This is a genomic window from Marinobacter sp. DY40_1A1, assembly GCF_016597815.1.
Classification (GTDB): Bacteria; Pseudomonadota; Gammaproteobacteria; order Pseudomonadales; family Oleiphilaceae; genus Marinobacter; species Marinobacter xiaoshiensis.
This window is the reverse complement of record NZ_VCHA01000005.1, coordinates 200,614-214,368: the sequence shown is the minus strand read 5'-3', so window position 1 is coordinate 214,368 and position 13,755 is coordinate 200,614. Positions and strand designations below refer to the sequence as shown.

Genomic DNA, 13,755 nt, shown 5'->3' with positions numbered 1-13,755 from the left:
TCTTACAGTCGTTCCTGCAGGAGTCATGCCATGTTCATATCAAAGCCGGTTTAGCGGAGGTTGATGATGGTCTGGGTGACCGCATCGGAGGTTTCAATGGTTTTGGCGTTTGCCTGATAGTTGCGCTGGGCAATGATCAGGTTCACCAGTTCGGCAGAAAGATCCACGTTGGACTCTTCCACCGAACTGGCCTTGATGCCACCCAATGTTCCGGTATCAGGCTGGCCAATAACTGGCTGGCCAGATTCGAAGGTTTCAACCCAACTGGTGTCTCCCACAGGTGACAGCCCATCAGTATTGTTAAAACTAGCCAGTGCTACCTGGCCCAAAGCTTTGGATTGACCATTGGTGTAGCGGGCAAACAGCACACCCTGCTTGGATACATCAAGACCAGACAGCCGGCCCGTGGTGTAACCATTTTGGCGCTGGTCATCCACCCCAAAGGACGCACCGTACTGGGTGGTTTCTGCAAGACTCAACACAAAAGCCGACGACGTTGGTGGCTCCGGAATGGGAGTAATCACAGGGGTGCCCGGTGCAGGAGGGCCATCGGCACCGTTAGGCAATCCCTGGCTATCCTTTGGAATCCAGTCTGTGATCAGAATTTCACCACTGACATCCCCGTCAATGGATTGCAGTACACCATCCTGATCAAACCTTGCTGTGTAGGGAGTAACATCTGTGCCCGCTACCATTTCGCCGTCAATCTGCAGATACACGGACCACTCACTCACACCTACACCGTTCCCGGGGGCAGGCTCTTTAACGAAGAACTGCGTCAGCTCATGAGAGTTCCCCAAACTGTCGAAAATTGAGGTGGATGTGGCGTGGTTATAGGTACGCTGATCCTGCGGGTTAAACTCATTGGTAATGCGGATCGGAGATGTCCCATAACTCGTAACAAAGTTACTGGTTGGGCCGCCAGTAGCCGTGAGGCCCAAAATGGTTCGGTCGCCTACGGCATTAACGTCACCATATACAGTTACAGGACTGGCAGGGTCTATGGATTGAGCAGGATTGCCATTGCCGTAACTGAATTGAATATTCTCGCCCTGGTTATGAACAACATTCAACACACCCGTTGTGCTATCGATTGTGGCGAAGATTGCGCTATCGTTTGTTCGGTTAATTGCGTCACGAAGGTCCGCCAGCGAGTTCACAGAGCTGGTATCTATAGGAATAGGCGCATTGTTAACGCTGAGATTGAATGAAAAAGTCCCCGCCGTTGAAATATAAGTATCGTTGAGCACCGAGCCGGCGGGGGCTGGTGTGGTTGGGTGCTGAATTGGCGCAGTAGTTGTCGCGGAAGCACTCAGTCCGGGCGCACTGGATATTTGATCGGCCATCGCACGGGCGGTGGGCAATCCCCCCAAGTCTACTGAATAGGAAGGAGTACCATCGGTGTAGCTGACATCGAACATTTCGCCAAGAATGTCATTATAAGACAAGGGCACCACATCCCGCACTCGGGATTCCAGCACGGGTTGGCGGGAATCCAGGTTCACGTCAGTACGCAAACTGGTAGTACGGCGCGGCGCCAGGTTATCGGTGGCAATTTCAAGATTGCCACGAATGCCTGACAGATTACCGTCATCATCGGCCGTATAGCCTTGCACTTTCATAGACTGGTTGTTAACCACAAAACCGTCTTTATCAATAGTGAACTGCCCTGCCCGCGTGTAACGGGTTTCGCCACCGGCATTCAGGATAAAAAAGCCATCACCACTGATGGCCATATCCAAACCGCTATCGGTAAAGCTGATGTTGCCCTGGCTAAAAGACTGTTTGATGTCCTGAACGTTTACGCCGTCACCAATGGGATTGGAACCACCGCTCAAAAAGCCACTGGCATACAGGTCGCCAAACTGAACCTTGCTCCCTTTGAACCCCACCGTACTGGCGTTGGCAATATTGTTGCCGGTCACGTCCAGATCTACCGCTGCAGCCCGCAGGCCACTGAGCCCCGTATTAAAAGCCATAATTCACCCCTGGTCTAACACCGGAATTAATTGATTTGTTGAACATCTGACAGCGCGATGGAACCCATGCCGGCCAGATTGAGAGTAACGGACCCGCCCTGCCCCAAAGACACACTGTCTACGTTAGCGCTGACAAGGGTTGGAAGCTGCAAGCTGCCCTGCGGATACGATGCTTCAGCCACAATTCGATAAGGGCCTGGCGGCAAGCTATTGCCGTTACCATCCTTGCCGTCCCAGCTGAACGCTTTAACTCCGGCGGAACTGCTGCCAAGATCAATCTGACGAACAAGTTCACCGTTGGGGCTCTGGATAGACAGGCGGACGCCACCGGTGGATGCAGGCACCTGAATATTGCCGGAGATTTCACCCTCCGCACCAAGAATGCCGACTTCTGATGGCGCCAGTACCGTCTTTCCAACCATTGCAGAGGCTTGCAGTGCCTGTGTGGAGCGGAACTGTCCCACTACATCCTGAACCGTGCCCGACAGCTTCTGCATTTCTTCCAGTGAACTGAACTGGGCAAGCTGGGAAATAAACTCACCATTGTCTTGAGGCTCTAGCGGATTCTGGTTTTTCAGCTGTGCCAGCATCAGCTCCATGAACTCGTTTTTGCCGAGGTCGCCTTTGCCGCTGGTACCGCTCTGTGGCTGGCTTCTGTAATTCGCCAGTACATCTGAGGCTTCTGTTGCGTTAATTGCACTCATGATTCAATCCCCGCCCCGTTACTGCTGACCAAGTGTCAGGATGCGCTGCATCATGGATTTAGCCGTGTTCATAATGTCCACGTTCATTTGAAAGCTTCTTGAGGAAGACATCATGTCTGCCATTTCTTCCACCACGTTCACGTTGGGATAAAACACATAGCCGTCTTCATTAGCGGCCGGGTGGTGGGGCTCGTATCGCATTTGCAACTCTGCATCGCTTTCAACAATGCCTTCCACGCGAACGCCCGCACCAGCATCCTCTCCTGCCTGAACCCCAAAACCTTGCTGGCCCGGATTCATCATGGATTGCTGGATCGCCGAGAAAACCGGCTTGCGCGCACGATAGGTAGTATCCGTGCTGGAACTCGCCGTCTCTGCGTTAGCAATGTTTGAAGCGGTAGTATTCAGCCTCAGCGATTGCGCTGTCATGCCGGAACCGGCGATATCAAATATGTTGCCCAGTGACATGGTGATACTCCTTCACAAATCGTGGAACTGCGGATTACTCGCCTTTCAGGGCTTTGGTCAGGCCGGTAAATTTACTGTTCAAAAACTGGAAACTCGCCTGGTAATCCATCGCATTACGCATGAACCGGGTCTGTTCTGCCTGGGCGTCCACCGTGTTGCCGTCTACCGAGGGCTGATCTGGTACCCGATACAGCAAATCTGAATCACCCCCACCTGCTGCGGTATCCATATGACCTGCATGGGTTTTCTCCATGCTGATGCCGCTCAAACTGTCCTGGGCTTTCTGCATCATGGCCTGAAAGTCCACATCGCGAGCCTTGAAGCCCGGCGTATCGGCGTTGGCAAGATTGTTCGCCAGGATTTCAGCACGCTGAACCCTCGCCTGCAGCGCATGCTGGTGAATACCAAGAGCTCTATCAAAAGTGATTGCCATACAACCTCCGAAATACTGTCACCAGCCATGTTGAGCTTTGCCGGTTTCGTTCTATGGCAGAACTAAAGCAATGCTGATGCCAGATTTTGGAAGCACACTGAATTCGGGCACTTTAAGGGGATTAAAGAGAGGGGAAGAGCAATAATGCAGATAAAGAAACGGCAAAGCCTGATAAAAGCGGCAAGGTGTTTCCCCCGCTGAATCAGCAGGGGAGGCTGACCTGGCCACTACCCAGGCCAGCGCGCAACAAATTCCGACAACTCAGGTCTGGGAACTGCAGGCTTATTCGAGGATACAGTGCCGGTGTAGAGAAAGCCGATTATAGACTCCCCCTCTTCAAGGCCAAGCCCCTCCAGAACCAGCCGGTTGTATACCAGCTCACCTGTACGCCACATAACCCCATAGCCGGCATCCTGAAGGGAAAGCCCCAGATAACTCATACTGGCACCGGCCGAGAGTATCTGTTCAACTTCCGGAACTTTCGGGTGGGGTTTGGGGGACGCAATTCCCACAATGATCATGGGGGATCTGTGAGCCTTATTGCGTATAATATCGAGCTTCTTATCATCGGTTTTACCCCTTAAATCGGAGTAGCCAACCGCGAGTACCTCACCCAGCGCATCCAGATCTTCACCTTCAATTACCAGATAACGCCATGGGCGCAGCAGCGCATGGTCGGGCGCCCGGGCTGCACACCTGAATGCCCGATCAAGTGTTGCGGCATCAGGAGCTGGCGCTTCCAGCCGTGGCTCAGATGCCCTGTTGAGCAAAAAGTCAGTGACTGAACTCATATCAATAGTTTTCCAATAACTGAATCCGGCCCGGTTTGCCTTCAAACCGTGCCGGTGAATTGTGGGTTATACGTAATACTGCTAACCTTTAGTCGTACTTCCAATCTGTGCTCTCAAAGATGCCTTACAAACTAAAAACCAACTTGAATGGTTCAAGCACCATGAGTGATCAGCTTACATGATGAGTGCTCCGGCAGATCTGCGCAATGCCAGCAATAGCTTGGGGAAATCTCTGGCATCCGAGGCTCAGAACAGACCGGTAGCCATCCCCCCTATGCCCGACTATAGCGGGCGAGTATTGGCATATACAGCCACCGCCATCATCATTGTAATGGGGGTCTGGGAAGAAGTATTCCAGACCTGGCACTTGTGGCTGGTTGCCGGCGCCCTGGTCTGGCCCCATGTTGCGCACCTGTTAAGCCGCCGCACGTTTTTGAAAAACTCCCCCCGCATTCGTCAGAAAATGCTGACGGTTGATTGCGTAATTGGAGGTGGCTTTATCGGCTGTATAGGGCTGGTAGCCATTCCATCTGCTTCGGCCGGGCTCATGATGATGTTCAGCGCGCTGATCATAGGCGGCATCAGGCAATGGCTTATTGGCTGCGTGTTCATGGTTGTATCCGCCCTGGCCTTTTTAGCTGTTCTGGGTACTGCGGATTCATTTCAATCACCTCTGCTCACCAGCCTGTCCTCTATACTGGCCACGGGCTTTTACATCTGTGTAACAGCCTTTTACTCGCACCAGCAGGCCCGTGCCCTCATGCTGGCAAAAACCCAGATTCAAAACCAGCGGGAGCAGTCCATAGCGCTCTCCCACAAGCTGTCCAAATACCTCTCTCCCCAGGTATGGCAATCCATTTTTACCGGGGAAAGGGACGTGCGCCTTGAAACCCAACGTAAAAAGCTGGCCGTATTTTTCTCCGACATAAAAGGCTTTACCGAGCTGTCGGAAGAAATGGAGCCAGAGGCGCTTACAGAATTGCTCAACCACTACTTCAACGGTATGTCTGAAGTGGCCCTCAGGTATGGTGGCACCATCGACAAGTTCGTGGGCGACTCCATCATGATTTTCTTTGGCGATCCCACCAGCCGCGGCCAGCGGGAAGACGCCTTTGCCTGCGTGTCCATGGCTATTGATATGCGCAAGCACATGAAAATCATGCGCCAGAAGTGGCGCAGCCAGGGCATAAAATCTCCCCTTGAAATTCGCATGGGCATCAGCACCGGCTACACAACCGTAGGCAACTTTGGCGCTGAAAACCGTATGGACTACACCATTATTGGCAAGGAGGTGAATCTGGCCAGCCGGTTGGAATCTCTCGCAGAGCCAGGGGAAATTCTCGTTTCCTACGAGACCTTCTCACTGATTAAAGACCGGATCATGTGCCGTGATAAAGGCGAAATCACCGTGAAGGGCTTCGGCCGCCCTGTGCCCATCTACGAAGTTGTAGACTTCCGCAGGGACATGGGGCCAAACCGCAGCTTCATGGAGCATGAACACAGCGGCTTTGCCATGTACCTGGATTCAGAAAAAATCACCGGCAAAGAGCGGCAGAGTATCCTCAATGCTCTGGAAGATGCCGCAGAGCGATTGCGGCATGAAGAAGACAGCGCCCGGGACTGATTACTGACGAATCAGCCTGGGGCCAACCTGCTCTTCCGGTTCCGTACTGCGCCAGGGGTTGATATCCAATCCACCCCGGCGGGTATAGCGGGCACAGACTGTCAGGCTCTCAGGCTTGCAGCGACTCAACAAATCCGTAAACAAGGTTTCCACACAATGCTCGTGGAAGTCCTGCTTCTGCCGAAAACTCACGATGTAGCGCAACAACCCCGCACGATCGATGGCAGAGCCGGTATAGCTTATCAGCACCGTGCCCCAATCCGGCTGCCCGGTAACGGGGCAGTTACTCTTCAACAGGTGTGAGCACAACTTCTCGGTAACCACCGGCCCGCTGGCTGCAAGCGACTCCGGTGCATACTCATACACCACATCCTCAACCTTTTCGTTATCAATCAACTCGTATCCCGAGGGGCGCCCGGTGGCGGTATCTGACTCATCCACACTCAAAAACCGAACGTTCACTGCCGCACCGCACACGCTGGAAAGGTCTGCAGTGACCGTTTCCTCAACCTGATTACCGGATGAGAACACGGTTTGATTCAGGGAGTTCAGGTAGAGCTTGAGCGACTTGGACTCAACAAGCGACGGAGACGCTGCCGGAAACCGGATCTCTGCCCAGGCAACTGTGGGAATGCCGCCGGGGCGTAACCAGGAGATTTCCCAAGCCTGCCACAAATCGCCCCCAAACCAGGGCCAGCGCCCATCCTCAAGACCGATTCGTCGGCGATTTTCATCCCGTGCTACCGGGAAAAGAAGGGATGGATCGTACCGATCCGGGTAGTCGCTGGTTTTGCCAAGCGGGGCATTATCAAGAGCCATAAAACGTCCTAAACATAACAGTTGCCAGAAGTTGGATTGGCATCAATGCCTGATACCCTTGCCCCGCGCCAGCAGTTTGAGCGCGATAAAGGAAAGCACAAAGATGAACACCAGAATCATCCCAAGAGACACAAACGGGTTTACATCAGAAACGCCGAGTATGCCAAACCGGAAGCCGTTTACCATATACAGAATCGGGTTCGCCATAGACACGCCCTGCCAGAAGTCCGGTAGCAGGTCGATGCTGTAAAACACCCCTCCCAGGTAGGTTAACGGTGTCAAAACAAAGGTGGGCACGATGGAAACATCGTCAAACTTCGTCGCCAGCAGCGCGTTAATAAAGCCGCCCACCGCAAACAGTGCCGATGTCAGAAACACCGTCACCACAACCATGGGTAAGTTGTGTATCTTCAGCTGCGTAAAGGCAAGAGACAGCACGGTGACAATCACACCAATTCCCAGCCCACGCGCCATGCCTCCCGTCACGTAGCCCGCAAGTATCACCCAGTTAGGCACAGGTGAAACAAGCAGTTCTTCAACACTGCGCTGAAACTTCATGGAAAAAAACGATGACACCACGTTGGCGTAGGAGTTGGTGATAACCGCCATCATGATCAGCCCGGGCACAATAAACGACATATAGTCGAAACCACCCATCTCACCGATTCTGGAGCCAATCAGGTTGCCAAATATAATAAAGTAGAGCGTCATAGTAACTGCGGGTGGCAGCAGCGTCTGGGGCCAGATACGGGTAAACCGACGAATTTCCCGCAGCACAATGGTACTGTACGCGGTGAACAGAGCCTGAGCATTCATGCCCTGCCCTCCGTTATGCTTTCGCCTTCGGGAGCATTGGATTCCACCATGCGAATAAACAACTCTTCAAGCCTGTTTGCCTTGGTGCGCATACTGATAACTTTAATACCCTGCTGCCCCAACTGCATGAATACATCGTTCAGCGCTTGCCCCTTGTGTACGTCCACTTCCAGAACACCCTCATCGTCTAGCCGACAGGTAAAACCCTCCAGCTCGGGCGTCTTATCCAACGACACCTCGGTATCAAGCAGAAAGGTCTCAAGGCTCAGCTGCTGTAACAACTCCCGCTTGCTGGTATTCCGAACAATACGACCATGATCAATAATGGCGATGTTCCGGCACAACGCCTCCGCCTCTTCCAGATAATGGGTCGTGAGAATGATGGTGGTGCCCTGCCGGTTCATTTCCTCAAGAAATGACCACATGGAACGCCGAAGTTCGATATCTACGCCCGCTGTAGGTTCATCAAGAATCAGCAATTTGGGTTCATGCACCAAGGCACGGGCAATCATCAGCCTGCGCTTCATGCCACCAGAGAGCATACGTGCCGGAGTATTTCGCTTATCCCACAGACCGAGTTTTTTCAGGTACTTTTCTGCGGAAACAGCCGCTTTTTTCAGTGGGATTCCGTAATAGCCCGCCTGAATGGTGACAATATCAAACACCTTTTCAAACTGGTTAAAATTGAACTCTTGTGGCACCACACCAAGATGCATTTTTGCTGCAGAAAGATGGGTATCAATATCGTAGCCAAATACGCTTACCTTGCCGGCACTTTTGGTAACCAGTGAGCACACAATGCCCAACGTGGTAGATTTACCAGCGCCATTTGGGCCCAGCAGGGCAAAGAAATCGCCTTGCGTCACCTTCAGGTCAATTCCCTTAAGCGCTTCAAACCCACTACCGTAGGTTTTGGTAAGCCCCTCGATTTCCAGAGCGTTGGTCATAAAAGGTTCCGATTAAAATAAGCAGTGTTCGGGGAACACTCTTTTATTGAGGCTCATCACGTTTTTTCAAGTCGCGCACGCGCTCACTCAGGCCCCCTGAAATCTGCAAACTGCGACAGGTATCCCGATATACCCTGATTGGGCTCCCTATAATGCGGTTACAACAATTTACAGAAGGCCGTCCACGACTGCTCAGCTGGCACGGCCCAACTTCAGGGAATGTACAACGAACCATGGCTGCCGTTCACCTTGCTCGCCCACTCTTTACTCTGCCCCGCGCGTTCATTGCTGCGCTGATTTTCGTACCTCTTCTTTCTGGCTGTCTGGACAGTGACAGCAACAATAATAATGATGGCCCGAGCACAGGGACCATAAACGCACTGGGTGTGAGCGGGCTAAGCTACCAAACCGCCAGCCAATACAATAAAACCGATACCAAAGGCCAATTCCTGTATTACCCGGGTGAGACACTCCGCCTCAAAGTTGGCAATCTGCTTCTGGCGGAGGACGTACCTGCACAGGAATGGGTCACGTTGCTTGAGTTTTTACCGGAAGTGCGCAGCCAACTGACAACACCCGCCGTCGATGCTGAAGGTCTCAGCACTCACAAAATTACCGAACAGCAGCTCATTACAAACGTATCATTGACCAACCTCACCCGCTTTCTCATGTCACTCAACTGGTCTGAGAACCTGCGGGAAGGCAAAGGCATCGATATCCGTGACCGCGTAATACAACAGCTGAACGCAGCCCTGCCCGATCTCAGCAGCCCAATTGATTTTCGCGTAAGTGAAGCCGAATTTAATGCAACAGGTGCCTCGCCGTCTCCCGCTAATCAATTGCTGACCAGCATCTGTTTTTACCCGCCAGATGATGAACTGTGTAAAGCGCCCCCGACTGACGAAGAGATAGACATGGCCCCTGAACGCCCGGAAGACGAAGCGCTCTGGGACCCGAATGTTGAGTACAAGGAAGATCTACGCAACAAAAAACAACGCATTCTCGACTCGGTTCGCTCCATGGAGGATGTCGATGCTGAAGATGCCAGGCTCTATTTAACCCGGGAGCTGGATAGCATTTCGACCACAATTGGGAACCGATATTATCTGGAAAATCACGTAGCCAAGCACTCGGCTAGCGACACTGGAATAAAGCGGTTTGAAATACGTCGTATTGGCGGCAGTGCTGAGCTTGCCGATATTGAAGCCATCACAACCCGACCACAAGATGTGGGCGTGCACTCTTTTAGTTGGCAGACGGCAGATGTGGAATATTTTGTAGACGGACCTGCCGGTGGCGAGTCCGAGCTTGTGACCAGCTTCTTGCCAGAATCTACTTACCGGTGGGTACGGAAGGCTCTGCGAGTTGTTATTACACCGTAAAAACGGTTATCGACTGATTAACCGGCTCACACTCCAACGGGATTCTGAGCCGGTAACATCGTAACCAGCCGGATTCAGGCCTTCGGTTCCGTGAGCAAGGCACTCCCTGATAGCCAGAACCTGGGCTGCTGAACGGTTCTCGTTATATTTCGCAAGATCAACAACCTTGGCCGCTTTCAGAGGCGAATGGTTACTATCTGACATCACCATCACCTTCGGCCATAAACGGCGCTCGGGAGAATGCGACACCACAATACCGCGCTGCCCATCGGTCAATTCCACAAGGCTGCCCGTTGGGTAAATGCCTATGGCACGTATAAACCCTTCAACAAGCTCATCCTGAAACTCTATGTTGCGCATATCATAAAGTAGCGTTACGGCTCTTGCAGGCGTCATCGGTTCACCCAAACCTTCCCTGGGCTCAATGAGCGATTCGAAGAACTCTGCAATCCCGGCAATCTTGGCCAGCAAGGGAATTCTGTCGCCCCGAATACCTTCAGGAAAACCCGAACCGTTATGGCGCTCACGGTGGCCCTGCACAACACTGAGAACCGCACGGGAAAGCCCGCTATCCTCCAGCATTGCCATACCTTTTTCGACATAGCTCCGGTACAACGCAAATTCTTCCGGACCCAACTGCCCCTCCCGACTGAGCAGATCTTGAGGTAGCTGGGTTTTACCTACTTGAGACAACAGACAACCCAATCCAAGATGACTCAGCAAGCCTTCATTCAAACCAAGCTGACGGCCGCAAACCAGCGCCCAAACGCAAGTATTGAGAGCATGCCGGTACATATGGTTATCATGCTGCTGAATACGGCTCAGCCATAACAGCGCATCTGGCTGGCGAATAACGCTACGCACCATTTTATTGATCACGGCAGCAACCGGGCGCAGGTCACGGGTTTCCTGAGTATTTATAGCGGAGTAAAGCCGCTCAAGCGCTGTTGCAGCATCTTCAAGCAGATGCTTGGAGGTTTTCATTTCACGCTTCAGCGTGGTACTTGCCTGATACTTTACCGGCTCACGTATGCTGAGCGGCGGAAGCTGGAGCTGTTCACGGCCATCATTCTTCTGTTGGCTTCTTTTGCCAAAAGTCGGCCGCACGATTCTAGTAAGCTCAACGGAACCAGATGCTTCCGCAACGTCGATGAAAACCCATTTACAATGGGAGACAAGCGCACGAATATCGTCTTCGGAACGGATGTGGAAACCCTGAATAGGGAACGGGGTCTGATGCCATGGCCGATCCAGGTCAGACACAAACATGCCCACCTCAAGATCATGCACCGCTACTTTTTTCTGACAGACACCCACCGCATCACTCCTTGAGCCAAATACTTCTTCGATTGCTACTATTTTCAATCGATGAAAGGGAATAGTCCATTACATTTTGGTAGCTTAAAGTAACAGCGGGAACACAAACAGTAACGACTATATTCAGCCGGAAACCGAGTGTAGCAGCGTGACAGACATCACAATGTTTACCTTAGCCAGGTCACTAAATACCAATCACTTGGCTTCACATACCGAACGCTCAAACTTTGGAGGGCGAGCATTGAGAGAGCCCCTTGGCGCCTTGCGAGAGTAAACAGCATAAGGCACCGTTGACGCCCGAATATAGTCAACACTCACTGCCTCTTTACCTACGCCCTGCACAGGAGAAACCGGCTCACAGGCAACCAGAAGCTCCAAACGGCCGGGGATGCCTGCAATTCTCGCTTCCGGATCAGCAGAATTCACCGACATACACAGACTACCCGCATCTGCCGGCTGTCCACTTTGTGCCAGCTGATCTTGCCCGCTCTGCCCGCAGGCACGGATCCCTTCACCACAGCCTCCTGCCTCAGCATGGCTGTCATCATAAAGCTTCCAGACTCGCTCACTGCACTGGGTTTCAAGAGTTAAAGGCGTGGCGCGGTCGGATAAAACCCACCAACCGGGGTATTCGGCGGTGTCCCAGGACAGACGCACAGTGCGAGGCTCTCCCTTCGAGTTTTCAGCGGGGAACATAGCGTAGTGGGAGTAATAGGTTGCACAGCCCGCTTGAGCCACCAACAACCCGGCGATAACCAGCAGACGCGCGAAACCATTGCTAAAAGAGGCATTAAATCGGGAAGCAGTCATGATACCTAATCTATTCATGGGGAATATGTGGGCAATGCCGTTTGCCAATGTGTCCTAGTTTACGCTTTCATCAAACTGCAAACCGTATCCATCGATGGTTTTGCGAACAACAACCATATCCAGCACAGGTGCCGGAATGGGAAGGCCTTGCACCTGCACACTCACTCTGTCACCCATTTCCGGAACGAACGGCTCATTCTCTACCACTATAAACACGCCGCCATCCGATATGTCCCGGGTACAAAACAGAAACTCCCCCAGTCGTTCGTGGGTTACTTTTACCTTGGCACTCATCGCGGTGCGACAGTGTATTCTGCGGTCATCTACAGGCATCAACAAGGTTCCACTGCTCAACTACGGTACATTGTAGATTATTATGTGTTTATACGAATTATATCGTGTGCGCATCAATGCAAAGAATAACACCATTTTGAAGAAGTACACCAAAGGGAATATTGACAACACCTGTAATAGAAATGAGAATGGTTGGCGTTTACAGGTCACAGCGCATCTTAAACACTGATGCGAACCCAAACAGACTCATTAAAGGATGCACTATGCGCATGAAACTCGCTGCAACTGCGGCAATCGCCCTCACCGCTCTTCCCCTTGCCGCCTCCGCAGACGGCGAAGTGAATATCTACTCGTACCGCCAAGCGTATCTTCTTGAGCCTCTGCTAAACGCTTTTGAAAAAGAGACCGGCATCAAGAGCAATGTTGTGTTTGCAAAGCAAGGTCTGGCCGAGCGCCTGGAGCGTGAGGGTCGCAACAGCCCAGCCGACGTTGTGATGACCGTAGACATCTCTCGCCTTAACGAACTGGTAGAGCGCGATCTGGTACAAGGCCTGGATAACGACGTACTGGAGAAAAACATACCGGAAAACCTTCGCCATCCTGAAGGCAAGTGGTTTGGCCTCACTACCCGTGCGCGCCTGATTTTCACTTCCAAAGAGCGCGTTGAAGAAGGTGAAATCACAACCTACGAGCAACTGGCTGACCCCAAGTGGGATAACCGCATCTGTACCCGCAGCGGCAAGCACCCTTATAACATTGCTCTGATCTCATCCATGATTTCCCACCACGGCGAAGCCGAGACGGAAACCTGGCTCAAGGGCCTTAAAGACAACCTCGCCCGCAAGCCACAGGGCGGCGACCGCGACCAGATTAAAGCCATAGCGGAAGGCGTGTGTGATGTGTCTATCGGCAACAGCTACTACTACGGCAATATGCTGCAGGATGAGAGCCAGCGCCCAACGGCAGAAGCCGTTCGACTGGTGTTCCCCAACGCCGACGGCCGTGGAACTCACATCAACATCAGTGGCATCTCCCTGACCAAGAGCACCCCGAACCGGGACAACGCAATCAAGCTGATGGAATTCCTGTCTTCACCGGAAGCTCAGGGCATTTACGCTGAGGCGAACACTGAATATCCTGCAAACCCGAACGTAACACCAACTGGCCTGGTAGCAGAATGGGGCAAAATCCAGCCAGACAGCCTTTCCCTCCAGGAAATTGCAGACAAGCGCAACGCAGCTGTGAAACTGGTTGACCGCGTAGATTACGACGGCGAGTAAAATTGCTTTGGCGAGGGTGGCACAAACAACCACCCTCGCTTTACCTTTAAATCGACCAGCCAAATGACACCAATCATTGCAGCGGCTATTT

14 protein-coding genes are annotated in these 13,755 nt (G+C 52.5%); 3 read left to right on the top strand and 11 right to left on the bottom strand.

The features are described 5' to 3' along the window. Nucleotides 1-50: 50 nt before the first annotated feature. The 5 genes from FFI61_RS13870 to FFI61_RS13850 form a co-directional block, all read right to left on the bottom strand. Nucleotides 51-1,979: a flagellar hook protein FlgE gene (locus tag FFI61_RS13870; protein WP_200371175.1), complete on the bottom strand. Its 1,929-nt coding sequence runs from the start codon at nt 1,977-1,979 to the stop codon at nt 51-53. Nucleotides 1,980-2,005: 26 nt separating this feature from the next. After that, nucleotides 2,006-2,683, bottom strand: a complete 678-nt coding sequence (locus tag FFI61_RS13865; RefSeq protein ID WP_200205004.1) for a flagellar hook assembly protein FlgD — start codon at nt 2,681-2,683, stop codon at nt 2,006-2,008. 18 nt (nt 2,684-2,701) lie between these two features. Then, nucleotides 2,702-3,151 (bottom strand): flagellar basal body rod protein FlgC, encoded by a 450-nt coding sequence (gene flgC, locus FFI61_RS13860; protein ID WP_200205005.1) that lies wholly within the window; start codon nt 3,149-3,151, stop codon nt 2,702-2,704. 34 nt (nt 3,152-3,185) lie between these two features. Further along, nucleotides 3,186-3,584 carry a flagellar basal body rod protein FlgB gene (gene flgB, locus FFI61_RS13855; RefSeq protein WP_200205006.1) on the bottom strand — a complete coding sequence of 133 codons (399 nt, stop codon included), beginning with the start codon at nt 3,582-3,584 and terminating at the stop codon, nt 3,186-3,188. A 227-nt stretch (nt 3,585-3,811) separates the two neighbouring features. Continuing rightward, nucleotides 3,812-4,375 carry a nitroreductase gene (locus FFI61_RS13850; protein ID WP_200205007.1) on the bottom strand — a complete coding sequence of 188 codons (564 nt, stop codon included), beginning with the start codon at nt 4,373-4,375 and terminating at the stop codon, nt 3,812-3,814. A 178-nt stretch (nt 4,376-4,553) separates the two neighbouring features. Between FFI61_RS13850 and FFI61_RS13845 the strand changes: the two genes are divergently transcribed. Beyond that, nucleotides 4,554-5,999 carry an adenylate/guanylate cyclase domain-containing protein gene (locus tag FFI61_RS13845; protein ID WP_200205008.1) on the top strand — a complete coding sequence of 482 codons (1,446 nt, stop codon included), beginning with the start codon at nt 4,554-4,556 and terminating at the stop codon, nt 5,997-5,999. Here the strand turns inward: FFI61_RS13845 and queF are convergent, their stop codons facing one another. Genes queF through FFI61_RS13830 form a run of 3 tightly spaced genes read right to left on the bottom strand, consistent with a single transcriptional unit; the run spans nt 6,000 to nt 8,581 of the window. Continuing rightward, nucleotides 6,000-6,818 carry an NADPH-dependent 7-cyano-7-deazaguanine reductase QueF gene (gene queF, locus FFI61_RS13840; protein WP_200371174.1) on the bottom strand — a complete coding sequence of 273 codons (819 nt, stop codon included), beginning with the start codon at nt 6,816-6,818 and terminating at the stop codon, nt 6,000-6,002. Between the two features lie 42 nt (nt 6,819-6,860). Next, nucleotides 6,861-7,634 (bottom strand): ABC transporter permease, encoded by a 774-nt coding sequence (locus FFI61_RS13835; RefSeq protein ID WP_200205010.1) that lies wholly within the window; start codon nt 7,632-7,634, stop codon nt 6,861-6,863. After that, nucleotides 7,631-8,581, bottom strand: a complete 951-nt coding sequence (locus tag FFI61_RS13830; protein WP_200205011.1) for an ABC transporter ATP-binding protein — start codon at nt 8,579-8,581, stop codon at nt 7,631-7,633. The genes FFI61_RS13835 and FFI61_RS13830 overlap by 4 nt, the downstream gene beginning before the upstream one ends. A gap of 233 nt (nt 8,582-8,814) precedes the next feature. Here FFI61_RS13830 and FFI61_RS13825 point away from each other — a divergent pair, with 233 nt between their 5' ends. Next, entirely contained in the window at nt 8,815-9,963 is a 1,149-nt protein-coding gene (locus tag FFI61_RS13825) for an organic solvent ABC transporter permease (RefSeq protein ID WP_200371173.1), read from the top strand. Between the two features lie 6 nt (nt 9,964-9,969). On the opposite strand, the gene FFI61_RS13820 is transcribed toward FFI61_RS13825, so the two are convergent. The 3 genes from FFI61_RS13820 to FFI61_RS13810 form a co-directional block, all read right to left on the bottom strand. Further along, nucleotides 9,970-11,280, bottom strand: coding sequence for an HD-GYP domain-containing protein (locus FFI61_RS13820; protein ID WP_200371171.1), 1,311 nt, complete (start codon nt 11,278-11,280; stop codon nt 9,970-9,972). Nucleotides 11,281-11,475: 195 nt separating this feature from the next. Continuing rightward, nucleotides 11,476-12,090 (bottom strand): hypothetical protein, encoded by a 615-nt coding sequence (locus FFI61_RS13815; RefSeq protein WP_227714934.1) that lies wholly within the window; start codon nt 12,088-12,090, stop codon nt 11,476-11,478. 54 nt (nt 12,091-12,144) lie between these two features. Next, the gene (locus tag FFI61_RS13810; RefSeq protein ID WP_200205013.1) at nt 12,145-12,423 is read right to left on the bottom strand and encodes a PilZ domain-containing protein; all 279 of its coding nucleotides are present in this window, start codon (nt 12,421-12,423) and stop codon (nt 12,145-12,147) included. Between the two features lie 224 nt (nt 12,424-12,647). Between FFI61_RS13810 and FFI61_RS13805 the strand changes: the two genes are divergently transcribed. Continuing rightward, nucleotides 12,648-13,664, top strand: coding sequence for a Fe(3+) ABC transporter substrate-binding protein (locus FFI61_RS13805; protein WP_200205014.1), 1,017 nt, complete (start codon nt 12,648-12,650; stop codon nt 13,662-13,664). The last annotated feature ends 91 nt before the right edge of the window (nt 13,665-13,755 follow it).

Coding starts and splice junctions, on each gene's coding strand:
- FFI61_RS13830 (WP_200205011.1), bottom strand. CDS start 8,581: ATGACCAACGCTCTGGAAATCGAGGGGCTTACCAAAACCTACGGTAGT.
- FFI61_RS13870 (WP_200371175.1), bottom strand. CDS start 1,979: ATGGCTTTTAATACGGGGCTCAGTGGCCTGCGGGCTGCAGCGGTAGAT.
- FFI61_RS13865 (WP_200205004.1), bottom strand. CDS start 2,683: ATGAGTGCAATTAACGCAACAGAAGCCTCAGATGTACTGGCGAATTAC.
- FFI61_RS13815 (WP_227714934.1), bottom strand. CDS start 12,090: ATGACTGCTTCCCGATTTAATGCCTCTTTTAGCAATGGTTTCGCGCGT.
- FFI61_RS13845 (WP_200205008.1), top strand. CDS start 4,554: ATGATGAGTGCTCCGGCAGATCTGCGCAATGCCAGCAATAGCTTGGGG.
- FFI61_RS13825 (WP_200371173.1), top strand. CDS start 8,815: ATGGCTGCCGTTCACCTTGCTCGCCCACTCTTTACTCTGCCCCGCGCG.
- FFI61_RS13850 (WP_200205007.1), bottom strand. CDS start 4,375: ATGAGTTCAGTCACTGACTTTTTGCTCAACAGGGCATCTGAGCCACGG.
- flgB (WP_200205006.1), bottom strand. CDS start 3,584: ATGGCAATCACTTTTGATAGAGCTCTTGGTATTCACCAGCATGCGCTG.
- FFI61_RS13805 (WP_200205014.1), top strand. CDS start 12,648: ATGCGCATGAAACTCGCTGCAACTGCGGCAATCGCCCTCACCGCTCTT.
- FFI61_RS13810 (WP_200205013.1), bottom strand. CDS start 12,423: ATGCCTGTAGATGACCGCAGAATACACTGTCGCACCGCGATGAGTGCC.
- flgC (WP_200205005.1), bottom strand. CDS start 3,151: ATGTCACTGGGCAACATATTTGATATCGCCGGTTCCGGCATGACAGCG.
- queF (WP_200371174.1), bottom strand. CDS start 6,818: ATGGCTCTTGATAATGCCCCGCTTGGCAAAACCAGCGACTACCCGGAT.
- FFI61_RS13835 (WP_200205010.1), bottom strand. CDS start 7,634: ATGAATGCTCAGGCTCTGTTCACCGCGTACAGTACCATTGTGCTGCGG.